Here is a 25,886-nt window from a genome sequence, read left to right as displayed (position 1 = left end):
TCAAGCGTCTGACCCGATGCTCGCAGAGCCGAAGACGCGGCTGGGTTCTGCTCACCCAGAACGGGTGAGCGTGGGCCCGCTCGTCCTCGGTCTGTGTGACCCTCAGAGTGTCAATCCTGACGAGAACGGCATACCGCACAGAAGGGCAGTGTCATGGAATTCTGGGAATCGTTCTGGTCCATCATCTGGTGGTTCGTATGGGCCTTCGTCTTTGTGGCCTATCTGATGGTCCTGTTCAGCATCATCGGAGACATCTTCCGGGATCGGAAGCTCGGCGGATTCTCGAAAGCCGTCTGGGTGTTCTGTCTGATCTTCTTCCCCTTCATCACGGCACTGGTCTATCTCATCGCTCGTGGCAGCGGCATGGCCGAGCGTGGAGCCGCCGCGGATCAGCAGCATCATGAGGCGCTGCTGGCTCGGCTGCGGGAGGTGGGCGTGAGCAGTCCCAGCGTCGAGATCGAGAAGGCGGCTCAGATGCGCGAACAGGGCACCATCACCGAGGATGAGTTCCAATCCTTGAAGACCCGGGCCCTCGCCTGATCCTGGCGCGATCGCAAGCCCCGCCGTCAGGGCTGGCGCGTTCAGGGCCTGAGCTAGGGTGCGAGCTGCTGAGCCTCCCGGCGGGTCCGGACCCCCAGCTTGCGATGGATCGCTCGCTGGTGGGTCTTGACCGTGTTCACCGAGACCGTCAGCGCCTCTGCGATCTCCTGGATGGTCATGGAGGTCTGCAGCAGGCGGTAGACCTCGACCTCCCGGCCGGACAGGGCGGCGAGAAGCCCTTGACTGCTCTGTTCGGCGGTCAGGGCGCCGGCGATGAAGGCCTCGTGCGACGTGCGTCGGGTCAGGTGCTCCGTGAGCAGCAGGCGGAGCTTCAGGTCCCCGTCACAGAATGGCGCTCGCATGTCTTCACGCTCCGCGATGTCCAGGGCGTACTCACAATATTCGTGGGCCACCTCGGGCTCTCCATGCATCCTGTGGACCAGGGCGGCCGAGATTCTCGCGGAGATCGCCACATAGGAGACCCCCATGAACGCGCGATGCCGCGACAACAGGCGGAAGGCGCCCGCAGGATCCCCGGCTCGACGAAGAATCCCGGCCAGCACGACCCCGATCATCGGAAGGTCCGCCGACTCCGAGTGTCGCGCCACCAGCGCCAGCGCCCTCGGCCGGTGACCAGCGGCTTCCGCCAACACGGCATGCGCCGCATCCCGGAAGATCGGCCACTGGGCTCCCTGGACCTCCTCCGGGGACACCGCCTCGAGCTCGGTGGCGGCGCGTCGGCACAGGGCCGGATCTCGGGCGCCGGCCGCGCTGAAGGCCAGGAATGCGCGCACCGCACCACCCAGCGGAACCGGGAGGTCTCCCGCCTCAAGGATCCGACCGAACCAGGCAGCCGCGTTCTCGAAGTCCGCGGACCAGTAGGCCAGCAGTCCCGATGCGGTGCCCAGCGCACTGCCCGCGTAGGCGGTCAATGTCGCGGCCGAGGCCTGAAGCGGCGCGTCGACCTCCCGCAGAATGCGCCGGGCCCGGGAGTTTCTCCCGTCGCACAGATGAATCATGGCGAGACTGCCCAGCGCGCTGCGCTCCAGGTGGGTCTCGTGCATCGCTGCCCACTCGCGAGCGGCGGCAGACATGATCTCGGGGGCAGAGGCGGGGTGCAGCCGGAGCCGCAGCTCGGTCCAGGTCAGCAGGAACAGCACCGCGACCCGCTCCCGCCCCTCGTACTCCCCCGCCACCGCCAGCCGCGCGTGGACATCCCTGGTCGCCTCCAGCGCCGCCTTCGGGTCATCGGTGAGCAGAAGCCGCGCCACCCGGAGGATGGATCCGACCTCCTGACCCCTCGGGTGATCGGGCAGCGAGTCCAGCACCCGGTGGAACCGGGCGCGTGCCTCCTGGTGTTCACCGATGGCCTCTTCGGCGCAGGCCAGAATGAGCTGCGCCGCGGCGGCGCCGGAGAGCCGCCGCGGGAGGACCGCGCAGAACGTGGCGACCTGAGCGGCGTGATCCCCGATGATCAGCTCCAACCAATTCTCGACCAGGACCTCCATGGCACGATCGTGGTCATGAGCGGCCTCGAAGTGGCGCAGCGCCCTCATGGGTTCGGTGGAGCACAGATACTCCCCGGCCCTGCGGTGGATGAGGTTCAGCGCCGTCGGATCCTGGCGGAGCAGGATCTGGGTGCACTGCCGAGCGAAGATCGGGTGCCACCGGTAGACCGGGGTCTCATCCGATCCGCAGTGCCGGCTCAGAAAGATGCCGCGGTCGACGAGTTCCTCCAGCACCGCAGCCGCCTCCTGCCGACCGGACATGGCGGTGGCGAGCCCGGCCGTCAGCTCGGTGCAGGCGGTCGTGGTGAGCACGAAGACGGCGAGCGAGTCGCCGAGCCCATCCAGGATCTGGGTCTGATCGTAGCTGCGCAACAGGTCCTCGAGACTGTCCTGCGCTCCCGGGGGCCGCTGGCTGGCCAGCGCTGCCACCTGCACGGCTATCGGCCAGCCCTGCGTGTCCTCGAGCACCTCGCGCGCGTCCAGGCGACCGCCGAATCGCTTCAGCAGACCCTCGGTCTCGGAGCGGTCGAAGGCCAGATCCTGCGCCGAGAGCTGGACGGCCGAGCCCTCCAGAAGCTGCTTCGCCAACCAGCCCTCGATCGGAGTGGTTCCCAGGAACACCAGTCGCAGGCTCTCTGGTGCCTCGTCGAGGAGCATGCCCAGCAGTCCCGCCCCGAGCTGGCCTGCGGCTCGCTGAGCGTCGTCGACCACCAGGACGCAGACCGCTCGGGCCTGCTCGAAGGTCCGGCAGATCTGGTTATAGAGCCTGTTCACCTCGGCGCCGGGATCCAATCGGCCCAGTGCCTCGCCCAGTTCCTGCTGGGCGGGCAGCAGTCCGCGCAGCGCGGTGACCACGCCCGAGGTGAGCACGGCCGGGTCGTCGTCGGTCGGGCCCAGGCAGAGCCAGGCGACGGGGCGCGGCTGCAGCGCTGCCCATTCGGCCGCCGCCCGGGTCTTGCCGTGACCGCTGGGGGCGCTGATCACGCTGATCCGGTGGCCTGAGACCGCCGCTTCGATGGCCGCGCTCACGCGGGGACGTGGCAGTGCATCCGGTCGACTCGCCGGAATGCGATAGCGGGCCCATGGCACAGTCGGATGCGCTGGCCTCGAGACGGCCACGCTCGGAGTATATCGACGCCGCGCGGCGGCACGGCAGGGTTGCCCGACGACCGGTGGAAGTCCAGCTGCGAGCGCCCCTTAGACTTGGGCCGGTAGAAGATCCCTCACCGGAAACGAGTTCACCTGTGCCGCTCCGCCTGTCTCACCTGTTCCTCCGCACGCTGCGCGACAATCCGGCCGACGCCGAGGTCGCCAGCCACCAGCTGCTGGTCCGCGCCGGCTACATCCGCCGCGCCGCCCCGGGCGTCTACACCTGGCTGCCGCTGGGGCTGACCGTGCTGCGGAAGATCGAGGCGATCGTCCGCGAGGAGATGAACCGGATCGGCGCCCAGGAGGTGCACTTCCCCGCCCTGCTGCCCAAGGAGCCCTATGAGGCCACCGGCCGCTGGGACGACTACGGCGACGGGATCTTCCGGCTCAAGGACCGCAAGGAGGCGGACTACCTGCTGGCGCCCACCCACGAGGAGGTCTTCACCCTGCTGGTGAAGGACCTCTACAGCTCCTATAAGGACCTGCCGCTCTCGATCTACCAGATCCAGACCAAGTACCGCGACGAAGCACGCCCCCGGGCCGGGCTGCTGCGCGGTCGCGAGTTCATCATGAAGGACTCCTACTCCTTCGCGCTCACCGAGGAGGACCAGAGCGCCGCCTACGCCGCGCACCGCGAGGCCTACCTGCGCATCTTCGACCGCCTGGGCCTGCCGGTGGTCCCGGTCAACGCGCAGTCGGGTGCTATGGGCGGCTCCGCCTCGGAGGAGTTCCTCTTCCCGTGTGACATCGGCGAGGACACCTTCGTGGAGTCCGAGGGCGGCTTCCGCGCCAACGTCGAGGCCGTCACCACCCCTGCCCCGGAGCCGCTGGACTTCTCCGAGCTGCCAGCCGCCCAGGTGCACCACACCCCCGGCACCGACACCATCGCCACCCTGGTCGAGGCCGCGAACACCCACCAGCCCCGGGCCGACCGCGCCTGGACCGCAGCAGACACGCTGAAGAACGTGGTGGTCGCGGCCGTGCTGCCCGACGGCACCCGCCGGATCGTGGTGCTCGGCGTGCCCGGAAACCGCGAGGTGGACCTGAAACGGGCCGAGGCCACCATCGGCGGACTGCTCGGCGTCGGCGGCGAGGTCGCCCTGGAGGCCGCGAACGAGGCGGACCTGAAGAAGCACCCAGGACTCGTGCGCGGCTACATCGGCCCCGGTCTCTCCCTGGACGCCCCGGTCCTCGGCGACGCTGGCAGCGCCGGCGTCAGCTACCTGGTGGACCCGCGCGTGGTCTCGGGCACCAGCTGGATCACCGGCGCGAACGAAGCCGATCAGCACGTGTTCGGCCTGGTCGCCGGGCGTGACTTCGGCTGGGACGGCGTCATCGAATCGGTGGTCGTGGAATCCGGTGACCCGGCTCCGGACGGTTCCGGTCCGTTGCGCACTCGCCGCGGCATCGAGATGGGCCACATCTTCCACCTCGGCACCCGCTATGCCGAGGCGCTGGGCCTGCAGGTCCTCGACGTCAACGGCAAGCTCGCCACGGTGACGATGGGCTCCTACGGCTTCGGCGTGACCCGCGCCCTGGCTGCGATCGCCGAGGCCACCCACGATGACAAGGGCCTGATCTGGCCCGCCGCCATCGCCCCGGCCGACGTGCACCTGGTCGCCACCGGCAAGGGCGAAGAGGTCTACGCCGCGGCCGAGGCGCTGATCAGCGAGCTCGAGGCGGCCGGCCTGAGCGCGATCTATGACGACCGCCCCAAGGTCTCCCCGGGAGTGAAGTTCGGTGACGCCGAGCTGCTCGGAGTCCCGATGCTGGTCACCGTGGGCCGCGGTCTGAAGAACGGCACCATCGAGCTCAAGGATCGCCGCTCCGGTGAATCCCGTGAGGTCCCGGTGGCCGAAGCCGCGGCGGCGGTGCTCGAACACGTCAAGGGCCTGCGCTGAACGAAGCCCTCGAGGCCGCTGCTGATCTCGTGATCGGTGGCGGCCTCGAGATCACCTGGGTGACGCTGCTGCTGCTGATTCTGGCAGGCTTCGCGGCCGGGTGGGTGGACGCCGTCGTCGGCGGCGGCGGGCTGCTGCAGCTGCCGGCGCTGCTGATGGTCCCGGGGATCACCCCGGTCCAGGCGCTGGCCACCAATAAGCTCGGCTCCATCTTCGGCACGACGACGTCGGCGATCACCTACGCGCGGCGGGTCAAGCCCTCCATGACCACGGCCCTGCCCATGGCCGCAGCCGCCCTGCTGGCCAGCTACGGCGGCGCGGTGGTCGCCGCCTCGCTGCCGGAGCGGATCATCCTGCCGCTGATCCTGCTGGCGCTGATCGGCGTGGGGGTGTTCACCGCGTTGAAGCCGCACGTCGGCCAGCTGGAGAGGCTTCGCCATGTCGGGATGGGCCACCTCGCGCGCGCGGTGAGCATCGGGCTGATCGTGGGCTTCTACGACGGGGTGCTCGGTCCCGGCACCGGCACGTTCCTGGTCATCGCCCTGGTGACGGTGCTGGGCTACAACTTCCTGAACTCCTCGGCTCAGGCGAAGGTGGTCAATGTGGCCACGAACCTCGGCGCGCTGCTGTACTTCTTCCCGGCCGGACATGTGTTCATCGGCCTGGGGCTGGTGCTGGGTGCGGCGAATATGGCCGGAGGCTACCTGGGCGCGCGGATGGCCATCGCCAAGGGTTCGAAGTTCATCCGGGTGGTGTTCCTGGTGGTGGTCTTCGCCCTGGTGATCAAGCTGGGCTACGACGTGGCCATGGACCTCTTCGGCTGAGCAGGACGCCCAGATCTGGGTCCGGGGGCCCTGCGCCGAAGCTCAGTCCAGGCTCTCGAGCAGATCGACGGCCTCGGCCTCAAGCTCTTCAACGGCGACCTCAGCCTCGTCCTCGGAGAGCCCTTCGCTCAGCGGTACCGTCACCGTGACGATATGTGAGCCGCCGCGCAGGGTGACCGCGGCGCTGTCCTCACGGTCGCCCTCCGAGCTGATCCGCGTGGTGGTGCCCAGTGCGGCGTCGGCCTCGGAGGAGACCTCCACCAGGTCCACCGAGGTCGAGGTCTCCACGGAGTCCTCTCCCCCGCGGCTGGCGGTGTAGGAGTCGCAGGACTCCAGTCCGTCCTGCTCCGCGGCGAGGTGCGCGTCGGCGGCGCGCCAGTCCCGGAAGCTCAGGATCAGGGCCTGGCGCTGCTCCGGCAGGTCCACGGTGACCGGCTCGGGCTCCTCCTCATCATCGGAGTCACCGTTCTCGGAGTCGCCGTTCTCAGAGTCACTGTTCTCGGGTTCACTGTTCTCAGAGTCGCCGTCCTCAGAGTCGCCGTTCTCAGAGTCGCCGTTCTCGGGGTCGTCTTCCGCAGACTCACCGTCTGTGGAGTCGTCCTCCTCGGTGCTGGCCAGCTGGATCTGCGCTTCGGGGTCGTCTCCCCCGGGCTGGTGCGCTCCGGCCTCGGGATCACCCTCGGACCCACCGGGCTCCTCGCCCTGACCCTCGCCCTGCTCCTCGGACTGCTGCTCCTCGCCCTGGTCCTCGGCCGCTGCGGTCGTCCCATCGGCAAAGGCCACCAGCGCGCCCGCCGGCACCGGGACCGCAGAGCGCACGACGAACTGCTTGCACTCCGGAGGGTCCACCACCAGTCGCTGGAGCTCGGTCTCGACATCCCGCAGCCCCGCCCAATAGTCCGTGGTGTCGCTCAGCGCGGCATCCGGGTAACGGGCTTCCAGCTGCTCACGCATCTCCTCGTGGGAGAGCTGGTTGCCGGAGGGCTCCGGGACCTGCTGGCCGACGCCGCCGCTGCTGGTGCCCGGCTCGGCCGCAGGCGTGCCCGGCTGCTCCGCGGGCGTGGCGTCACAGCCGGTGAGCAGCAGCGCCCCGAGGAGTCCGAGCGAGGCGCCGGCTCGGCGGCGCGCAGCAGGAGAGGAGGGGAAGAAAGTCATCTAGAACAGTATGGTCGCGAAGGTCCCCACCTGGGTGAATCCAACACGCTCATAGGTCCGAATCGCCGCCGTGTTGTAGCTGTTCACGTACAGGCTCACCGTGGGCGCCAGCCTGAGTCCGTGCTCGATGACGGCGGCCATCCCAGGACCGGCGAGGCCGCGTCCGCGGTGGCTCGGCCGCACCCATACGCCCTGGACCTGGACCACTTCGGGGCTGACCGCGCCGAACTCGGCCTTGAACACGAGCTCGGAGGTCCCAGGGTCCACCGCGATGATCGAGTGCCCGGCGTTGATGAGTCCGCGCACGCGCTCCCGGTACTGGCTTCCACCCTGGGCGTAGGGAGAGAATCCCAGCTCTTCGGTGAACATCGCCGCGCTGGCCTTCTCCAACCGGGGGAAGTCCCCGGATGCGGAGAGCCGGGCCCCTGCCAGCGGCTCCACCGCAGAGGGCGCAGTGATCGCCATCAGCGGCTGGTCGGGCCTGACGTCGCGGGCGCCGGTCCAGCCGGTGGCCTCGAAGAGCGCCAGGCTGGCCTCGGCCTCGCCGTAGATGGACGCCACCCGGCGGCGCATCGCGGCGACGGCCTCGCCGAAGAGCACCCCCTGGGCGGCGGTGGCCCCGACGGGGATGATGTTGCTTCCGGTCCAGCAGGCCGCGAGCAGCCCGTTCTCGCCGTCGATGCCGAGCACCACGGCACCGTTGCGTCCCTTCCCGGGGCCGGCAGAGCGGCGGGCACGCACGGTGGAAGCAACGGAGACGTTGGCCACCGGGTCGGCTGCGAGCAGCTTCTCCAGCGCCGGAGTGTCTCCGTGTCCGAGCACGCGGACGCCGCCGCGGGTGGCGCGGTGCACGCGAGCAGCTGCGGCGTCAGCTGACGGAGACCACAGGGGCACTCGCTGCCTGAGCATCTCCATCGGATTCGCGTTCCATTTCTTCGGCCAGACGGTTGGCTTCTTCGATCAGGGTCTCGACGATCTGGTCCTCGGGGACGGTCTTGATGACCTCGCCCTTGACGAAGATCTGTCCCTTGCCGTTGCCCGAGGCCACGCCGAGGTCCGCGTCGCGGGCCTCACCGGGTCCGTTGACCACGCAGCCCATGACGGCCACGCGCAGCGGCACGGTCATGCCTTCGAGTCCGGCGGTGACGTCGTCGGCGAGGGTGTAGACATCGACCTGAGCGCGTCCGCAGGAGGGGCAGGAGACGATCTCGAGCTTGCGCGGGCGCAGGTTCAGCGATTCCAGCAGCTGGTTGCCCACCTTGACCTCTTCGGCCGGCGGTGCAGAGAGCGAGACGCGGATGGTGTCGCCGATGCCCTGGGCGAGCAGCGCGCCGAAGGCCACGGAGGACTTGATCGTGCCCTGGAAGGCCGGTCCGGCCTCGGTGACGCCCAGGTGCAGGGGCCAGTCGCCGCGCTCGGCGAGCATCTGGTAGGCCTGGACCATGATCACCGGGTCGTTGTGCTTGACCGAGATCTTGAAGTCATGGAAGCCGTGCTCCTCGAACAGCGAGGCCTCCCAGACGGCGGACTCGACCAGCGCCTCGGGCGTGGCCTTGCCGTACTTGTCCATGACCCGCTTGTCCAGGGACCCGGCGTTGACGCCGATGCGGATGGAGACGCCGGCGTCGCTGGCAGCCTTGGCGATCTCGCCGACCTTGTCGTCGAACTGGCGGATGTTGCCGGGGTTCACGCGCACAGCCCCGCAGCCCGCCTCAATGGCGGCGAACACGTATTTGGGCTGGAAGTGGATGTCGGCGATGACCGGGATCTGCGACTTCATCGCGATGATCTTCAGCGCCTCGGCGTCCTTGTCCGTGGGGCAGGCCACGCGGACGATGTCACAGCCGGAGGCGGTCAGCTCGGCGATCTGCTGCAGGGTGCCGTTGATGTCGTGGGTCTTGGTGGTGGTCATCGACTGCACCGAGACCCGGTGATCACTGCCCACGCCTACTGATCCGACATGGAAGTTGCGCGTCTTCCGGCGCGGCGCCAGCACTGGCGGCGGCGCGGAGGGCATTCCGAGGTTGATCGCGGGCACAGACTCTCCTGATGGATCTTGGGCTTCGACGTCGGTCAGACGCCGTGATTCTTGTACATCTTCTTGGCGCATCGGCGGGGGTCACCCGCCTACTCCATGGTACCGCCCGGCGTGGACGCTGCTACTCGAAGAGACGGATCGGGTTCACAATGTCCGCATAGATCAACAACACGCCCATGACCAGGAGCATTCCGGCGACCACATAGGTCAGCGGAAGCAGCTTGGAGATGTCGAAGGGGCCCGGATCCGGACGGCCCAGCAGCTTGGCCAGGCGCCGGCGCAGACCCTCATAGAGCGCCCCGGCCACGTGGCCGCCGTCGAGCGGCAGCAGCGGGATCAGGTTGAACACCATCAGCGCGACGTTGACCCCGGCCACCAGGGAGCTCAGCGAGGCGAAGCGGGACTCCAGCGGGATCTCCTCCTGCGCGGAGAGCTCCCCGGCGATCCGGCCCACACCGACCACCGAGAGCGGCCCGTCGGGGTCCCGCTCAGCGGAGGTGAAGGTGGACACCGCCACGTCGTAGAGGCGCACCGGCAGGTTCGCGACGACGGCGCCCACCGCCTTGGACTGCTCCCACACCATCGGCCCGGCCTCCCAGAACGGCTGCTGGACGATCTCCTGATCGGCGCCCATCCCGATGAAGCCCACCGGTTCGGTGATCAGCGCGCCGTCGTCGTCGCGCTGCGCCCGGCCCAGTCCGTCGCTGATCGGGCGCTCGGTGAGGATCGGGGTCAGCGTGGTGGTGGTCTCTTCGCCGTCGCGGACGTAGCTGACCTCGCTGGACTCATCGGCGGATTCCCGGATCAGCGCGGTGAGCTCATCCCAGGTCGCCACCGGCTCACCGTTGAAGGCCAGGATCTGGTCCCCCGGACGCAGGCCTGCCTCAAAGGCGGGTCCGGCGGGATCCTCGGTGGTGCATTCGGTCTGCCCGGCGTCGGCGGCCTCGGCGGAGACCACGCACTCAAAGACCTCTCGGACCGTGGTGTTCGGCTCGGCGGTGCCGTGGAAGGAGATGATCCCGGCGGTCAGCGCCAGCGCGATCAGACCGTTCATGGCCGGGCCGCCGAGCATGATGATGATCCGCTTCCAGATGGGCAGCCGGTAGAACATCCGGTCCTCGTCCCCGGGCTGCAGATCCTCGGCGGCCACCTCGCGCGCTTCGGTCGAGAGCTGCTGGAAGATTCCGGTGGACTGCGAGCGCACCGTCTTGGTCGCCGTGCCGGTTCCGGCAGTCCCACCCTCGGTCCCGCCCTCAACCCCTTCGGTGAACCCGCCGGCAGCGGTTCCTGCGGCCGGGGAGGACGCCGCGGGGGCGCCGTACTGGGCTCCGACCTGGCGCAAGTATGGATCCCGCGGGGAGTGGTCATTCCGTGCGGGATCCTCGGCGGCAGGAGTCTCCGAGGATTCATGCTCACCCTCGGCGGGGTGGTTCAGCGTCCCGGTCTCATCCGGCGGCGGGTACATCCCGATCATCGCGACATAACCGCCCAGCGGGATCGCCTTGACCCCGTACTCGGTCTCGCCGCGGCGCCGGGACCACAGTGTGGGGCCGAAGCCCACCATGTACTGGGTGACACGGACCTTGAAGAGCTTGGCGGGCAGCAGATGCCCGATCTCATGCAGCGCGATGGACAGCGCGATCCCGAGGGCGACGATCACGATGCCAGCGATCATCAGCAGCGCGATCATGCGCGCACCTGGACCGATCCGGCGGCGATGCGCTCCTCGGCGGTGCCTCTCGCCCAGCGTTCCGCGTCGAGGACCTCCTGGAGGGAGGGGGCGGCGGAACTGCTGGCGGGCTGGTAGCACTCCAGGGTCGCCTCCACCGTGGCCACGATTCCCGGGAAGCCGAGCCGTCCGGCGTGGAAGGCCTCCACGGCCTGTTCGTTGGCCGCGTTGTAGACCGCCATATGGGTCGGCGAGGCGGCGCAGGCGGCCTTGGCCAGGGCCACGGCGGGGAAGGCCTGGTCATCCAGCGGCTCGAAGTCCCATTGCATGGCCTGGGTCCAGTCGATGGGCGCGTCGATCTGCTCGAGCCGTTCGGGCCAGGACAGGCCCAGCGCGATCGGGATCAACATTCGAGGGTGACCGGCCTGGGCGATGGTGGAGCCGTCCTGGAACGTGACCATCGAGTGGATCCACTGCTGCGGGTGCACCACGGTCTGGATGTCTTCCAGCGCGATGTCGAAGAGCAGATGCGCCTCGATCACCTCAAGCGCCTTGTTGACCATGGTGGCGGAGTTGGTGGTGACCACTCGGCCCATCGCGTAGTTCGGGTGCTTCAGCGCCTGGGCCGGAGTGACCTCGGCGAGCGCCGCGGCGTCCCAGCCGCGGAAGGGCCCTCCGGAGGCGGTGACCACCAGGCTGGAGACCTCTGAGGTCCCGCTGAGCCGGGTGGTGCCGTCTGCGGGGACGGAGCAGAGCCCGCGCTCATGCCGGCCGGAGCTCAGAGCCTGGGCCAGCGCCGAGTGCTCGGAGTCCACCGGGACCAGCTGCCCGGGACGCTGCAGCGCCTCGGCGACCAGCGCGCCGCCGACCACCAGGGACTCCTTGTTCGCCAGCGCGAGGGTGGCGCCGGAGCGCAGCGCGGCGAGGGTGGGGCGCAGACCGATGGACCCGGTCATCCCGTTGAGCACGACGTCGGCACCGGACTCCGCGGCGATCTGCACGGCGGCCTCTTCACCGGTGAGGATCTCGGGGCGGCCGGCCGGGTGTGAGGAGTCGGCCCTGCCGGGATCCGCCGCTGAGCCCGATCCGCCGGCGGTCAGCGCGGCGCGGAGCTCGCTGGCCGCGGCGTGCTCGGCGATCCCGACCAGGCGCGCGCCGGTGGCGGTGGCCTGCTCGGCCAGCAGTGCGGCGTTGGAGCCGGCGGCGAGCGCGACGACCTCGAATCGGTCCGGATGCGCGGCGATGACCTGCAGCGCCTGGGTTCCGATGGAACCGGTGGAACCGAGGATCGCCACGCGGCGCTTGGGGGAAGCCATAGGCACCATTATGGCGCACCGAGGTCGCCCGTGATGGGCGTGCACAGTACGCTGGTCACACAGCAGTTGCAGACCCATGCGGCCACAAGCCGATGAAGGAGCCTCACCGATGATCACACTGCGTGCAGTGGAGACCGAGGACCTGGAACAGTTCTTCGTGTTCCAGCAGGATGCCGATGCCGCCCATATGGCCGCCTTCGCCTCGACCAACCCCAAGGACCGCAGCGTCTTCGATCACCATTGGGGCGAGCTGCTGAACTCCGATGACATCATCGTGCGCACCATCGAGAGCGACGGCCAGCCCGTGGGCTCGATCGCCGCCTTCGAGGACGAGGCCAGCCGGGAGATCACCTTCTGGATCGAGAAGCGCTTCTGGGGCCAGGGCATCACCACCGAGGCCGTGCAGAAGTTCCTCACCGAGTTTCCCGAACGCCCGGTCACCGCACGGGTGGTGGTGGACAACCTCGGCACGCTCAAGATCCTGGAGTCGCTGGGCTTCACCGAGACCGGCGAGGAATCCAGCTTCTCCAACGTGCGCGCCAAGGTCGTGCAGGAGAAGATCCTGCAGCTGGGCTGAGCCCCGCGGTGCCCCTGCCTCGGCACCACTGAACGCCATCTAGCAGCGACATGAGCACGACATTGTCCTGACCTGGGGATACCATGTGTTCAACGCCGCTGAAGGTGGCGCGTTGAACCCGACGGGGGTCATGCATGTGAAAGCATCAGCTGCCAGAATCGTGATTGGGCGGGACTCGGAGCGCGCCAAGGCGCTGCGCGCGATCCATCGCACCCTTGCCGGGCACAGCGGTGTCTGCTTCCTCGAGGGAACCGTAGGCTCCGGGAAGTCCGCACTGGCCTCCGAGGCGCGGGAACGCGCCGCCGGCGCTGGCCTGACAGTGCTCTCACTCGCGGATCTGACCCCTTTCCGGGGGATGTGCGAGTCCCTGCAGACACACGGGACCGGCCCCTACTGCTTGGTCGTCGATGACCTCCACCGGTCCTCGGCTGAGGCGAAGCACGCTCTGGAACAGCTGGTGGATCAGGCGTCGCTGACCCGCAACGCCGATTCCCCGGTGCTGATCCTGCTGACCTCCTCCCCCACGGTCGATCCGCTCACCCGCAGGCTGGCGAGGATGTCCGCGCACACCGGAACTCGGGTCACGCTGCGCGGCATCACGCGCCATGAGCTGAGCAGGTTGCTGCGCCAGCACGGCCACCAGCTCAACGAAGAGACCGTCGCAGCGGTGCACATGAGAGCGGCGGGCAACCCCGGCGTCGCCCTGCGACTGGCCGAGGCCGGGGTGCACACCGAGGCCGAGGAACAATCCGCGATCTCGCGGTCATTCCTGCGGCCCGAGCTCGAGCGGATGGAACCCTGCCTGCGGACATTCCTGGAGGTCCTGGCTCTGGACACCGGCGACTCCCGGGCCGAGGTCGCGGCCGAGGCCGCCGTCCTCGCGCTGAAGGCCGCTCGTCCCGACCTTGCCGCCCCGGTGGACGCCGATGACCTGGTCGACGCGCTGCACCCGATCCTGAGCGGCAACGGACGCGAGGTGAGACTGGCCGACGAAGCATGGCGGCAGACGGCCCAGGCACTGATCGAGCCTGCCCGCCGCCAGCAGCTGCACGAGCTGCTTGCTGAGCGCACGACCGGTCTCGCTCGATCCCGCCACCTCAGCGCCGCCTCCTCATCTGACGGAGATCCAGGGCTGGGTGACGAGTTCGAGGTCGAAGGGCTCAAGGCGCTGGAGGCTGGGGACTATTTGACCAGTGCGGAGTACCTCTCCATGGCCATGAACGTCAGTCGCGGGCCCGAACGTGCGCGCCGGATGCTGACGGCGAGCCTCACAGTTGCTATAGCGGAGGACCCGCACGGCGTGCTCGACCTCCATACGGAGATCGGCCTGCTCGAAGACCCGGTCATGGTGACGCTGTTCCAGGCGGGTCTGGCCTTCTTCACCGGTCAGCTCGCCGAGGCCCGGCGGCTGCTGCACAGCGAGCTGCGCGCGCCCGGGGCCGGGCAGCACATCGAGAGCCTCACCCATTGGCGGATGCTGATCCTGCTGTGCACCGTGGAGATCGCCGCCGCCGATGCACAGGCCGCACAGGCCGCCGTGGCCGAGCTGCGGCTCCTCGGGATCACACCCTCTACTCCCATCGACAAGGTGCTGGGCCGCGTGCTGGCCATGCATGAGATCTACGCGCTGTGGAACTCGGGGGTGGTCGAGGAGTCCATCGCGCGCCTGGATGATTTCCTGATCCAGGCAGCTGGTACCGCCGAGCACACGGACGCGCTCTATTTCCGCGCCAGGGTGCACTACTACGCCGGTCATACCGCCGCGGCCCTGGACGATCTGGAGCGCGCCGAGGAGGGAAGGCACCACCGGGTGGTCCCAGCTGCGGCGCAGCGCGGAATGGCCGAGCAGGCCATGATCGAGTTTCAACTGGGTCGCTGGAGCGATGCGATCCTGCGCGCGGAACGGGTGATCTCGATGGCCCGGGCCAGCTACGACTGGCGCGGCCTCGCCAGTTCTCATGCGGTGCTGGCCATGGCCGCCGTCGCCCATGCCGATGAGACGGCGGCCGCGGAACACACCGACTGGCTCAGCCACCATGTGACGACCTCGAGCTCTCTGCCGCTCTACAACGTCATGACCGCCATGGCCTGGACGGCTCGAATGTCCCATGACCATGCGCGGGCCCTCGACGTGATCGCGGCCTTCAGGCGCAGCAGATTGAGCACCTGGGCCGAGGAGGTGGGTCTCATCGGCTGGCGTGCCCTGGAGATCGAGGCGCTGTTGGACCTCGAGAACCCCAGCGGGGCCCGGATCGCCGAGGCTGGCCGACTCCTGGAGGTGTTCTCGAAGCAGGTTGCGCTGCAACCTGCGCTGCCCCTCCCCTATGGCCATCCGCAGGCCCTGCGGGCGAAGCTCGCCGCACAGCGCGGGGACTTCAGGGCGGCGGTGGCGGACTACCGGGCAGCGATCTGGCTCGCCACAGACTTCCCGCACACCAAGGCCCGGCTCCACCACAGCCTCGGGATCGCGCACCGCGAATGCGGCGAGCATGCCGAGGCCGACGAGCAGCTCGAGGCGGCGCGAGACATCTTCGCCCAGCTCGGCGCTTCTCCGGAACTGGGCGCGGTGAAGAGCAGGCTGCTCTCCGTGGCCGGCCGCTACGCCTCGTTGACGCCCCGGGAGCGGGACATCGCCCACCTGATCTCCCAGGGACGCACCAATCGTGAGATCTCCGAGAGCCTGTTCGTGTCGAAGAAGACCGTGGAGTATCACGTGTCCAACCTGCTGCCGAAGCTGGGGATGTCCTCCAGGCGGGAGCTCTGGACCTCCGCGGCAGTGGCCTCCCAGCGCACCGCCCCGCCCGAGCAGGCGCCAGGGTTCTCCCCCGGGGTGCGCGGCATCTAGCGCAGCGACTGCAGCGCGGTGGTCTCAGCGCCATCGCGAGCCCCATCACCGAGCGTCTTGCGCAGTGACCTCAGCCCGTAGTACATCCGGGTGCGCAGCGTCGCGATCGGAATGCCGGTGCGCTCCGAGAGCTCCTGGTAGTCCATGCCGTCCAGCTTGACCGCCACGATCACCTCGCGGTGTTCAACACTGAGCCCGGCCAGGGCCTCGTAGATGGCCAGCCGCTCCACGATGAGCAGGTCCTCGGTCACCGGTTCGCTGGCCGATTCGATCTTCTGCTCTCCCGAGGGCGACGGACGCCGGGAACGAGACCGCAGCGCGTCGATGATCAGGTTCCGCTCGATGGCGAAGAGCCAGGTGCGCACCGAGCCCCGCGAGCTGCTGTAGCGCTCCCTGCCCTTCCAGGCCCGGATGAACGCCTCCTGGACGCAGTCTTCGGCGTCGGTCCGGTCACCCAGTCCGTTGAACGCGAACGCGAAGAGGGCGGCTCCGTGGGCGGCGTAGGCCTCGCGCACGTCGAAGGGCGCGTCCTCGGCGGCCTGCTTCGGCGGCGCCGCGACATGGGAAGTCTTGGTGCCCAGGGCACCTGCGGGCCGGCCGATGATCTGGCTGAGAATGGGGGCGCGCTTCGGGTTGAAGGCGGGAGGGGTGGCGAGAGGAGAGATAGACATTTGAGACATCCCGTAGCTAGGTGTAAGAGGGCGTGACGTTATTGACACGGGCCGGGACCAGAGGGATCTTGCAGGGGGGCGGGTCCGCCGGGGAACGGCCGGCGGGCCCTGGTGCTACATAGAGACTAAAGTCCATACCTGTGCGTACGCCCTGGGGTGCGGCCCTAGGTTTTCCGGGGTCCACGGACTTCTGTCCGACACATGTGGCTCGACAAGCCGCGCGGCGTGGCCGTCGGGCCGATTCCGGGCGTCCGCGAGCAGAAGCGGCCCCTGGGTGATCCCGCAGGATCCTCCAGGGGCCGCTTCTGTCGCCGAGGCAAGACTGCTACTCGGCGTCCTCTGCGTCCTCCGAGTCCTCCGAGTCCTCCGAGTCCTCCGCGGCATCTTCGGTGACGTCTTCGGCGGTCAGCGGCACCCATGGCGAGCTGTCCGGGTCGCCCTGTGAGGCGTCCGGACTGTCTCCCTCGGTCCACCACTTCGCCTCATACGGCGTTCCCTCGGCGAGCACCCGGTCACCCTTGTCATAGGAGGTCGAGCCCTTCCAGGCCGGGTAGGTGCCCTTCTCCACGGTGAAGACCGGCAACGGGGTCTCCCCGGGCAGGACCGGTCCGATCAGCTCCCATGGGGTATCCCAGGCTTCGAGCACCGGGTTGTCCGGGAGCTCTCCGCGGGTCCACCACTTCGCCTCGTAGACGTTGCGGTGCCAGACGATCTTGGTGCCTTCCAGATAGGACGCCTCTTCGGTCCAGATGGGATAGGGACTGGTCTCCGGGTCATCCTCGGCCGGGGCCGCGGCGGCCGGATCGGGCGTGGTGGTGGCCGAGGCGGCCTCCGCAGCATGACCGGTGTAGCTCTGGCTGAGCACCTCCGCGAAGCGCAGCTCCCCCTGATCGACCCCGCTGCAGGCGTCAGAGACCCGTGAGGTGTCTGGATAGTTCGGCCCGCAGGTCGCATCCCGGTTCAGCGACCACATGGACATCCGTCCGACCCCGTTCTCCACGGCGAACTCGTTGAAACGTTGCGCATCATCGACCGTGAAGACCTCGTCCACCACGTCGTTCTGCCCGACCATGGGAGTGGCGCCCAGCTTGCCCCACAGTGAGGCGCTGCTCAGCGGGATCCCGGCCTGCTCGTACATGATGCCCAGCTGGCGGTGGGTGGCGTGCAGGGACGCTGCGGAGGCGTCGAACATGGAGCGTGAGTCGCGCGCCTGGCCGTAGTTCATGGTCATCAGGTTCACCCCGGCCAGGTCGGCGCCCGAGTCGAGCATCCCGATCACGACGTCGCGCCCGTCGGCGGTCAGCCCGCTGGGGATCACCGGCAGCGTGAGCCACACCGCGAGCGGCTTGCCCGCGGCAGCGAGCTTCTTCTGCAGCAGCGCCACCGCTTCGGCGCGCAGCGCGTTGCTCTCAGGGTCCTCGAGTGCGGGTCCTTCGATGTCCAGATCGATGGTGTCCAGGTCGTAGCGCTCGATCACCGCCAGGTAGGCCTCGGCGAGCTCCTCCGGAGACTCGCAGACCGTGGCCAGCTCCTGATTCATGGCGCCGCCGAAGGAGACCACGACTCCGGCCCCCTGTTCACGCAGCCGCTGGATGCGACGGTCCAGGTCGAGCTCCGCGCCGGCCTCCTCGAGGCCGTAGTACGTCCCCCAGCTGGGCGTGCAGCTCCCGGCTTCATCGGCGACGATGAAGGAGAGCACGACGTCGGACACGTGGCCCTCGGCGTCCACCGACCCCTCCTCGAACGCGTAGCTCGGAGTGGCGGTGACATCGACATAGCCGGCGAACCAGTGGGAGGCCGGCTCCTGTGCTGCTCGAGCTTCGTACATGCGGACTCCTAGAACGCCGGCCACCGCGGTGGCGAGCACAATGATGACGGCGAGGGTAACTCGCCACGGTGAGAGTCGTGCGGTGCTGCTCATGCGTTTTCCTCCTGGGCGCTGCGGGATCGGTCTGCCGACGGCCGGGCGAGCGACAGGGGCTGATAGGTGAGCTTCTGGCTGGTCAGCGGGCGCAGCACCGCGAGCGAGGCGGAGCCGTTGCGCTTCGGGTGACCCTCGGCCTGGGGCCCGCGAGGGGCTGAGCCCGCGCCGAGGATGCCTTCATCCAGGACCAGTCGCCAGTCGAGCTGCCCAGGGACGGGCGGCGTGGCGTGAGCCTTCTTGGAGCTCCTGGCTGGTCGCCGGGAGGTCTTGACGTCTTCGACGTAGAACCAGCTGCGGATCGCGAGCACCACATCCATGAACGCGTTCCAGGGTCCGATATACGCGATGAACGCCCAGGTGCCCCAGAAGGCGTTGAAGGCGGCGAAGGCGGCGTTGCCCCAGTTCTGCTGCCCGATGTCGCGCCAAAGGGTCAGAAGCGAGAACCCCACGATCAGCACCGGTGCGACCGCGTAGATCCAGGGTGCAGCGGTGCGATCCTTGACCTTCGGGGTGCGGGCGAAGGGGATCTTCTCTCCGGTCAGCGCCTGCTGCAGGGATTTGATCACCCCGGCCAGGTTCACCGGGAGCAGGATCAGGTTGAACCCATAGATCCGGAAGATGTCAGAGAACCGGTACCCGCACTCCCGCAGGTCGGCTCCCATGGTCAGGAAGTAGGGCAGCGCTGCCAGCAGGATCAGCGGGCTGAGCAGCCGAGAGTCATAGGGGTAGGCGAGCAGAAAGATCAGCCCCAGGGAGGCCCAGGCGATCGAGGCCATGTAGTTCAGCCGCAGCATCACCTCGGTCAGCCGGATCTGCTCCCCCCGACGACGGCGGGCGCGCAGCTCGCGCACCAGCTTGGGCAGGATCAGCAGTCCACCGTTGGCCCAGCGGCGCCGCTGAACCACGAGGGAGCCGAAATCCGGCGGGGTGGCGCTGTAGGAGAGCCGCTCGGGGTAGTTCATCAGGGTCCAGCCGTGGGTTCCGAGGTCGATGCTGGATTCGGTGTCCTCGATGACCGTGCGGTCCTGCACGAAGCGCTTGACCAGCACCCCGTTCTCCCAGCTGGTCTCGGCGATGTCTTGCAGCGCCGCAGTCCGGATGACCGCATTGGCCCCCACCCAGAAGGTCGCCCCGGCGTGGCTCATCCCCTGGTGGAGCAGGTGCTGGATGTCGGTGGTCGCCCCGGCCAGGCGCTCGATCCGTGTGCCGGCGCCCCGGAAGGACGAGTACGGAGTCTGGGTGACCGCGATCCGCTCGTTGCCAGGCTGTTCCAGCAGGTGGACCAGGCGCAGGCAGTATTCCGGCAGCAGCAGCGAGTCGGCGTCGAGGGTGAGCACGAACTCGGCGTCGGCCACGCTGAGATCCGCAGTCTCTCCGGGCTGGACCGGACGCAGCGCGGTCCCCGAGAAGCTCAGCTCCGCCTTGTACTCCCCGCCGAGGAGCCCGAGGTAGGCGTTGAGGTTCATGGCCTTGTTCGCCTCGTGGGAGAGGTTCGTGTAGCTCTTGCGCTCGAAGTTGCTGAGCTCGGCGTTGAAGATCCAGGCCAGCCGACGGTGCAGCTGCAGCATCCGCTCTGCGGAAGGCAGCTCCTGGGCCGTGGCGGCCATCACGAGGGCCTCTGCGGTGGCCGCGAGCTCGGCGGAGAGGCCGCCCAGGACCTGGTTGCAGAAGAAGTCGTCCACGTGATCGACGCGGGACTCCTCAGCCGCCATCTGGCGCAGCCAGTCCGCACCCCAGGAGTAGTGCCCGGCAAGGGTCAGCACCTGCAGCGAGTTCACCGGCTGGCCCTGGGAGAGTCCCATCTCGTAGATGACCTGGGCGTCCGACATCCTGGTTCCGGGCTTCTTCAGGGCGGCCTCGATCTCTGCGGCCAGGCCTCTGGTCCGCTCCAGCGCAGGACTCTGCGAGTCAGGGGCGTCGTCGATGAGCAGCACCACGTGGATCTCGGGGTATTCCTGCAGCGCCGCGGACCACAGGGTCTGACGCACCACGCCTGGCTCCTCTGCGTAGGAGGGCACCAGCACGACCATCGGGGAGTCGACCTCGGAACGCTGCGAGACCGCGCTCTGCCCGCTGAAGTGCGCGTCGAGCTCCACCCGGGAGGCCCGGCGGTGGGAGCGGAAGCGCAGCAGCGCGCCGTGCCGGGCCACGAGGTACATCAGGGCCGAGAAGGTCAGCATGGTCACCACCAGCAGGTAGCCCACGGTCTCCATGGTGAAGCGGAAGTTCTGCGAGCCGTACTCCAGGAACTGCCAGAGCACGGTGCTGACCACGTACCCGACCCAGGCCAGCATGGTGGCGAGGATCGCCAAGCGGCTGAGCACGATACGGCGCAGGCTCGGCCGCGGATGCACCACCGACAAGGGTTCGGTGCGCCGCTCGGCGCCGAGCTGACGACGACGTCGCGGGCTCGCCGAGGGCCGCGTGCGGGACTCGGCAGCCGAGCTGGAGGTGGAGGAGCTGGCGGCGGTCAGGCCGTCGGCAGACACGGAGGAGCTGGGAGGAACAGTCATGGTGGGCTTCCCGGAGGTCGGGCAGGAGATCTGCAGAGGGTGGGTCCGCCGGGGAACGGGCCGGCGGACCCTGGTGCACTCTATAGACTAAAGTCCACACCCCCAGGGCGCCCTGGGGTGCCACCCTAGGATTTCTCCGCTGTGCGGACCGCTGTCCGGATCAACCGGCTCAAGAAAACCCCTCCTCGGTGTATTCTCAGGCCCATGACTGTGAGCCAGGCAACATCCGCGTTCCCGGAAGACTTCCCCACCGACCCAGCCCGCTCCCGCGAGTCTCCCGGCGGGACCCCCGGCGGGACCCAGCACGAGGCAGATCCGGTGACCCCGGCTCCGACTCCGCGACGCCATGGTCTGCGCTGGGGCATCCTGGCCACCGGGTTCATCGCCGGACAGTTCACCGCCGACGCCCTGATCGCCGGACTCGACGTACGCGCCGTGGGCTCCCGCTCCGAGGAGTCCGCGCAGCGCTTCGCCGATACCTATGGGATCCCGCATGCCCACGGCTCCTACGAGGCGCTCGTGGCCGATCCTGAGGTCGACATCATCTATGTGGCCACACCGCATCCGATGCACCGCGAGACCGCGGGGATGGCGCTGGAGGCGGGCAAGCATGTGCTCGTGGAGAAGCCGTTCACACTCAACCGGGCCGAGGCCGTGGAGCTGCGTGAGATCGCCGCGCGCCACGGGCTGCTGGTCATGGAGGCCATGTGGACCCGATACCTGCCACATATCCGCCGGATCCGCGAGATCATCGCGGCCGGCGGCATCGGCGAGGTCCGCACGGTCTTCGCCGATCACACCCAGTCCCTGCCCACCGACCCGGAGCACCGGATCAATGCGCCGGGTCTGGGCGGAGGCGCCCTGCTGGACCTGGGCATCTACCCGATCTCCTTCGCCTGGGACATCCTGGGTGAACCGATCAGCATCCAGGCCGCGGCCCACTTCGGCGCCACCGGCGTGGACACCGAGGTCGCCACCTTGATGACCCACCTCTCCGGGGCGCTCTCGACGACGACGACCTCATCGCGCGCCAAGGGTCCCAACACCGCCCATATCGTCGGGACCGAGGGCCGGATCGACATCGACGGGGTCTGGTACACCTCCGCGGACTTCAGCCACCGCGCCGCAGACGGCACGCTGCTGGAGCGCTATGAGTCCGCCCGTCACGGGGTGGGCATGCAGCATCAGGCGCTCGCGGCGCAGGACTATGTGGCCCGCGGGCTGCTCACCTCGGAGCTGCTCAGCGTGGATGACTCGGTGCGGATCATGGGCACCCTGGACGAGATTCGCGCGCAGATCGGGCTGCGCTACCCCGGCGAGCCGCGACGGCGCTGAGGTTCGCCGGGCCTGAGGTTAGGCGCCGCATCTCGCGCAGGCCGAGGCGCGGGGCGGGGCTCGAGGCGGGGTTCGGTGCGGGCTGACCTCACAGGTTCTGCCGCGCCGCCGCGATCTCCGGGGTGTGCAGCCGAGCCATCACGGCCTCGGTGTGGCTCGGCGGCTGCCCAGCTCCGAACCGGCTCACCAGCACCGTCACCGCGAAGGCCAGCGGGACGCACCACAGCGCCGGGGACACCAGCAGCTGCAGCGGGCCGTCCTGGACCGGTCCCTCCCCCAGACTCAGGCCCAACACCTGCGCGGCCAATGAGCTCACAGCTCCCAAGGCCATCCCCCAGAACGCACCCTGGGCGGTGAGCCCGCGCCACCACACCCCGAGCAGCATCACCGGGGCGAGCGCGGAGGCGGTGAAGGTGAACACCATCGCCACCGCACCGGCCAGCGCGAGCTCCGAGGTCGCAGATCCCACCACCAGCGGGACCGCGATCGCCAGCAGCGCGCCGAGCCGGAATCCGCGCACCGTGCCGGAGAAGAACTCCTGGGAGAGCACCCCGGAGACCGAGACCACCAGCCCCGAGGTGGTCGAGAGGAAGGCCGCGAAGGCTCCCCCGGCGATCAGCGCGGTCAGCAGATCGCTGGCCAGGCCGTCGAACACCGCGGCCGGCAGGCGCAGGATGGCGGTGTCGTGGCTGAGCCCGCCGGTGCCCGCCAGCTCGCTCGCCGCCGTCGTCGTTCCCCAGACCATCCGGGCGATGACTCCGAGCAGCACCGGCAGCAGGTAGAACAGCACGAGCAGCCCCAGCAGGAAGGTGGTGGTGCGGCGGGCGGCGGCGCCGTCGGGGTTGGTGTAGAAGCGGACCAAGACATGGGGCAGCCCGAGGGTGCCCATCATCAGCGCCACGAGCACCGAGAGGCTTCGGGAGAAGTCCCCCAACTGGTCCCCGGATCCGCTCAGCGTGGCCAGCCCGGCAGACCAGGTGCCGTGGAACTCGGGCAGTTCCAGCCGCTCCCAGAAGCCGACCTGGAGCAGGATGAACACCGTGGGCACCAGCAGCGCGGTCAGCTTCACCCAGTACTGGACCGCCTGGGCCAGGGTCACCGACCGCATGCCGCCGGTGAGCACCACGAAGAGCACCACCAGGGCCACCAGCAGCGGCCCCACCCAGCCGGGCGCGCCGCCGGTGGCCGAGAGCGCGATCGAGGCGCCGTGCAGCTGCGGGACGATGTAGAGCCAGCCGGCGGCGACCACCACGAGGACCGTCATCCGGCGCATCATCGCGGAACGGAAGCGCAGCACCACGAAGTCCGGGATCGTATAGGCCCCGGACCGGCGCAGCGGGGCGGCCATGAAGAGCAGCACGATCAGGAAGCCCGCGGTATAGCCCACCGGGAACCACAGCCCATAGGTCCCGTGGGCAAGGATCAGCCCGGCCACGCCGAGGAAGCTGGCCGCGGAGAGGAACTCCCCGGCGATCGCGGAGGCATTCATCCAGGGCGGGACACGGCGGGAGGCCACGAAGAAGTCGCCGGTGCTGCGCGAGAAGCCAGGACCACCCAGCAGCAGGGTCACCGCGCACACCAGCGCGACGGCGGCCAGGACGGCGATCTGCTCCCCGGTCACCGTGGGGCCCCTGATCCGGGACGGGCCGTCGGGGTGGCCGTTGAATCGGAGCTCTGCAGACTGAGTCCCAGGACCTCAGCCCATCGCTGCTCGTTGGCCTCAGAGTGTCGACGGAAGTACCCGGCCAGGACCAGCAGCACCGGGAAGAACCCGAGGCCGGGCACGGCCCAGGCCAGCGGCACGCCCCAGAGCGTGAGCGCCCCGAACCCGGTGGTGACGAGCAGCAGGCTGATCAGCACCACGGCGCAGAAGAACCCGACGCCGAGGATCAGCGCGAGCCGCAGCTGGGCGCGCATCAGGCCCCGCACCGCCTGGTCCCGCTGGTCGGAGTCTGCACCGGCGGTCCGTGCGTGATCGGCCGCCTGACTGCGGCTCAGCAGCGCCTCGCGCACGGTGGGCTCCGCCTGGGGCCCGCGCACTGAAGTCCGCGGCGGGGACGGCTGCGCGGCCGGGTCGGCGGCTGGGTCGGCGTCGCTCATCAGCGGCCGGCCTCCAGGCGCTCGCGCGCCTGGGGCATCAGCCGCCGGCTGACCTCGAGCTCGGCGCCGGGAACTTCGATCAGCATCCGTCCCTGCCGGCGGGTCACCCGCTGCACGTGGATGACGTTGACCAGCGAGGAACGGTGGGTCCGGATGAACCCGTGCTCCTGCCACTCCTCCGCCAGCTCCGCCAGCGGGGTGCGCAGCAGGTAGGTGCCGGCCTGGGTATGGAGCCGGGCGTAGTCACCATGTGCCTGGACCCAGCGGATGTCCTGCAGCTTCACCAGCACCGTGGAGTCACCCTGAAGCACCGAGACCCGGACCGGTTCGGGGCGATCCTGCGCGGCGGCCTCTCGAGCCGCCGTGGCCCGCCGCAGCGCCGCGGCGAGCCGCGCGGCGCGCACCGGCTTGAGCAGATAGTCCCGAGCCTCGAGCTCGAACGCCTCCACCGCGGGATGGGCGTCCGCGGTCACGAAGATCACCTGGGGTCCGGCCTCGGCCTGCGGTTCGGCCGCCGGAAGATCTCGCAGCCTGCGGGCCAGCGCCAGTCCGCTCATGCCGGGCATATGGATGTCGAGCAGCACCACGTCGATGCGCTGCCGTTGCAGCACCTGTTCCGCGCTGCGTGCATCCGCTGCCGTGAAGACCTCGCCGGCCTGGGGCTCGGCGTCGAGCAGCCACTTCATCTGAGACAGCGCCAGCGGCTCGTCGTCGACCACCAGGACACTCAGTCCCTGCGAAGCCGTATTCGCTTCCATCAGGTTCCTTCCTGGGGCCGGGTCGGTTCGTGCTGGGGCAGTTCTTGCCTGGACGGGTCGGGTCGGAACGGGTCCGGCTGGAACGGGTCGGGCTGGAACTTCGGGATCCGCATGGAGACCTTCATCCCGGCTCCGGGAGCGGTCTCCACCACGAGCCCGGCGGCTCCGCCGTAGGCCTGGCGAAGCCGCAGGTCCACGTTGCGCACCCCGATGTGGGCGTTGCCGGCCTCCCCGTGGAGCACCTGCCGCATAGCTTCCGGATCGGCGCCCTGACCATCGTCCTCCACGCTGATCTCCGCGTGGGTCGCGGTGTCCGCGGCGCGCAGCCAGACCGTGCCGGAGCCGGCCTCGGAATCCATCCCATGGCGCACCGCATTCTCCACCAGGGGCTGCACCGCAAGGAAGGGGATCCGCACGCCGAGCACCTCCGGGGCGATCTGCAGCTTCACCTGGATGCGATCACCGAAGCGCGCCTTCTCCAAGAGCACATAGCTCTCGACGGCGGCCAGCTCCTCGCGCAGCGTGGTGAACTCGCCTTCGGCGCGCAGGCTGTAGCGGGTGAAGTCCGCGAAGTCGAGCACCAGCTCTCGCGCTCGAACCGGGTCGGTGGGGATCGTCGCGGCGATGGCGTTGAGGCTGTTGTAGATGAAATGCGGGGAGATCTGCGCGCGCAGCGAGCGCAGCTCCGCCTCCACGAGCTGGCGCCGCAGCGCCTCCTCCACGGGCGCCTCACTCAGCTGCGCCCGGACCTCCGGACTGATCACAGCCTCCCGAGCGCCGGCGGGCCCGGCGTCGTCGTGGGTGCGGTAGAGCAGGACGGCAGCCAGGATCACCCCGACCACCAGGGCCAGGGCGAGCACCAGGGGGGCGAGCTCGGTCAGGAAGTCCATCGTGTTCATCCTATGAGGGCGCGGGCCGATCTGTTGCACAGCTCACCATTCCTCCTCGCGAGCGCCCGAGCGACCACTCGTCGCTAATCTGGTGCCGCTCGTCGCATGAGCATGCCCTCAAGTCGATCGTGACCCGGATCACACTGCACTCTTGAAGTACACACACGTGACCG

The 25,886-nt window shown here is 69.0% G+C and carries 19 protein-coding genes; 6 read left to right on the top strand and 13 right to left on the bottom strand.

The genetic code is table 11. The features are described from left to right. The first annotated feature begins 153 nt into the window (after window positions 1-153). Window positions 154-540, top strand: a complete 387-nt coding sequence (locus EV640_RS10815) for an SHOCT domain-containing protein (protein ID WP_036473982.1) — start codon at window positions 154-156, stop codon at window positions 538-540. 53 nt (window positions 541-593) lie between these two features. Here EV640_RS10815 and EV640_RS10810 read toward each other — a convergent pair whose 3' ends face one another. Further along, window positions 594-3,077 (bottom strand): helix-turn-helix transcriptional regulator, encoded by a 2,484-nt coding sequence (locus EV640_RS10810; protein WP_133726420.1) that lies wholly within the window; start codon window positions 3,075-3,077, stop codon window positions 594-596. 215 nt (window positions 3,078-3,292) lie between these two features. On the opposite strand from EV640_RS10810, the gene EV640_RS10805 reads away from it, so the two are divergent. After that, entirely contained in the window at window positions 3,293-5,098 is a 1,806-nt protein-coding gene (locus EV640_RS10805; RefSeq protein ID WP_133726419.1) for a proline--tRNA ligase, read from the top strand. A gap of 29 nt (window positions 5,099-5,127) precedes the next feature. Continuing rightward, complete coding sequence (locus EV640_RS10800) at window positions 5,128-5,922, top strand: TSUP family transporter (protein ID WP_036473986.1); 795 nt, start codon at window positions 5,128-5,130, stop codon at window positions 5,920-5,922. 42 nt (window positions 5,923-5,964) lie between these two features. On the opposite strand, the gene EV640_RS10795 is transcribed toward EV640_RS10800, so the two are convergent. The 5 genes from EV640_RS10795 to dxr form a co-directional block, all read right to left on the bottom strand. Continuing rightward, a complete protein-coding gene (locus EV640_RS10795; protein ID WP_036473987.1) occupies window positions 5,965-7,077 on the bottom strand; it encodes a hypothetical protein in 1,113 nt (370 codons plus the stop codon). Further along, window positions 7,078-7,929 carry a GNAT family N-acetyltransferase gene (locus EV640_RS10790; RefSeq protein WP_051500886.1) on the bottom strand — a complete coding sequence of 284 codons (852 nt, stop codon included), beginning with the start codon at window positions 7,927-7,929 and terminating at the stop codon, window positions 7,078-7,080. Between the two features lie 16 nt (window positions 7,930-7,945). Further along, entirely contained in the window at window positions 7,946-9,094 is a 1,149-nt protein-coding gene (gene ispG, locus EV640_RS10785; protein ID WP_369797177.1) for a flavodoxin-dependent (E)-4-hydroxy-3-methylbut-2-enyl-diphosphate synthase, read from the bottom strand. A 142-nt stretch (window positions 9,095-9,236) separates the two neighbouring features. Beyond that, complete coding sequence (locus EV640_RS10780; protein WP_036473996.1) at window positions 9,237-10,805, bottom strand: M50 family metallopeptidase; 1,569 nt, start codon at window positions 10,803-10,805, stop codon at window positions 9,237-9,239. Then, a complete protein-coding gene (gene dxr / locus EV640_RS10775; protein ID WP_133726417.1) occupies window positions 10,802-12,100 on the bottom strand; it encodes a 1-deoxy-D-xylulose-5-phosphate reductoisomerase in 1,299 nt (432 codons plus the stop codon). The genes EV640_RS10780 and dxr overlap by 4 nt, the downstream gene beginning before the upstream one ends. Before the next feature lie 109 nt (window positions 12,101-12,209). On the opposite strand from dxr, the gene EV640_RS10770 reads away from it, so the two are divergent. Both EV640_RS10770 and EV640_RS10765 read left to right on the top strand, forming a co-directional pair. Continuing rightward, window positions 12,210-12,677, top strand: coding sequence for a GNAT family N-acetyltransferase (locus EV640_RS10770; protein ID WP_051500887.1), 468 nt, complete (start codon window positions 12,210-12,212; stop codon window positions 12,675-12,677). 160 nt (window positions 12,678-12,837) lie between these two features. Then, entirely contained in the window at window positions 12,838-15,522 is a 2,685-nt protein-coding gene (locus tag EV640_RS10765; RefSeq protein WP_161634787.1) for a LuxR C-terminal-related transcriptional regulator, read from the top strand. Here EV640_RS10765 and EV640_RS10760 read toward each other — a convergent pair. The 3 genes from EV640_RS10760 to EV640_RS10750 form a co-directional block, all read right to left on the bottom strand. Next, complete coding sequence (locus tag EV640_RS10760) at window positions 15,519-16,193, bottom strand: RNA polymerase sigma factor (RefSeq protein ID WP_051500888.1); 675 nt, start codon at window positions 16,191-16,193, stop codon at window positions 15,519-15,521. The genes EV640_RS10765 and EV640_RS10760 overlap by 4 nt on opposite strands. Window positions 16,194-16,518: 325 nt before the next feature. Continuing rightward, window positions 16,519-18,114: a chitinase gene (locus EV640_RS10755; protein ID WP_051500889.1), complete on the bottom strand. Its 1,596-nt coding sequence runs from the start codon at window positions 18,112-18,114 to the stop codon at window positions 16,519-16,521. Next, window positions 18,111-20,630: a glycosyltransferase family 2 protein gene (locus EV640_RS10750; RefSeq protein WP_084479364.1), complete on the bottom strand. Its 2,520-nt coding sequence runs from the start codon at window positions 20,628-20,630 to the stop codon at window positions 18,111-18,113. Before EV640_RS10750 ends, EV640_RS10755 begins: the two co-directional genes overlap by 4 nt. A 318-nt stretch (window positions 20,631-20,948) precedes the next feature. Between EV640_RS10750 and EV640_RS10745 the strand changes: the two genes are divergently transcribed. Next, window positions 20,949-21,965, top strand: coding sequence for a Gfo/Idh/MocA family protein (locus EV640_RS10745; protein WP_036474228.1), 1,017 nt, complete (start codon window positions 20,949-20,951; stop codon window positions 21,963-21,965). 88 nt (window positions 21,966-22,053) lie between these two features. Here EV640_RS10745 and EV640_RS10740 read toward each other — a convergent pair whose 3' ends face one another. Genes EV640_RS10740 through EV640_RS10725 form a run of 4 tightly spaced genes read right to left on the bottom strand, consistent with a single transcriptional unit; the run spans window position 22,054 to window position 25,713 of the window. Continuing rightward, window positions 22,054-23,586 (bottom strand): sodium/solute symporter, encoded by a 1,533-nt coding sequence (locus EV640_RS10740; RefSeq protein ID WP_235180940.1) that lies wholly within the window; start codon window positions 23,584-23,586, stop codon window positions 22,054-22,056. Then, window positions 23,583-24,065: a hypothetical protein gene (locus EV640_RS10735; RefSeq protein WP_133726416.1), complete on the bottom strand. Its 483-nt coding sequence runs from the start codon at window positions 24,063-24,065 to the stop codon at window positions 23,583-23,585. The genes EV640_RS10740 and EV640_RS10735 overlap by 4 nt, the downstream gene beginning before the upstream one ends. Next, window positions 24,065-24,823, bottom strand: a complete 759-nt coding sequence (locus EV640_RS10730) for a LytR/AlgR family response regulator transcription factor (RefSeq protein ID WP_133726415.1) — start codon at window positions 24,821-24,823, stop codon at window positions 24,065-24,067. Before EV640_RS10730 ends, EV640_RS10735 begins: the two co-directional genes overlap by 1 nt. Next, complete coding sequence (locus EV640_RS10725; protein WP_051500891.1) at window positions 24,823-25,713, bottom strand: sensor histidine kinase; 891 nt, start codon at window positions 25,711-25,713, stop codon at window positions 24,823-24,825. Before EV640_RS10725 ends, EV640_RS10730 begins: the two co-directional genes overlap by 1 nt. Between the last annotated feature and the right edge of the window lie 173 nt (window positions 25,714-25,886).

Origin of the sequence: Nesterenkonia aurantiaca, assembly GCF_004364585.1 — a bacterium.
In the GTDB taxonomy this organism is placed as follows: Bacteria; Actinomycetota; Actinomycetes; order Actinomycetales; family Micrococcaceae; genus Nesterenkonia; species Nesterenkonia aurantiaca.
This window is presented reverse-complemented; position numbering and strand designations above follow the sequence as displayed.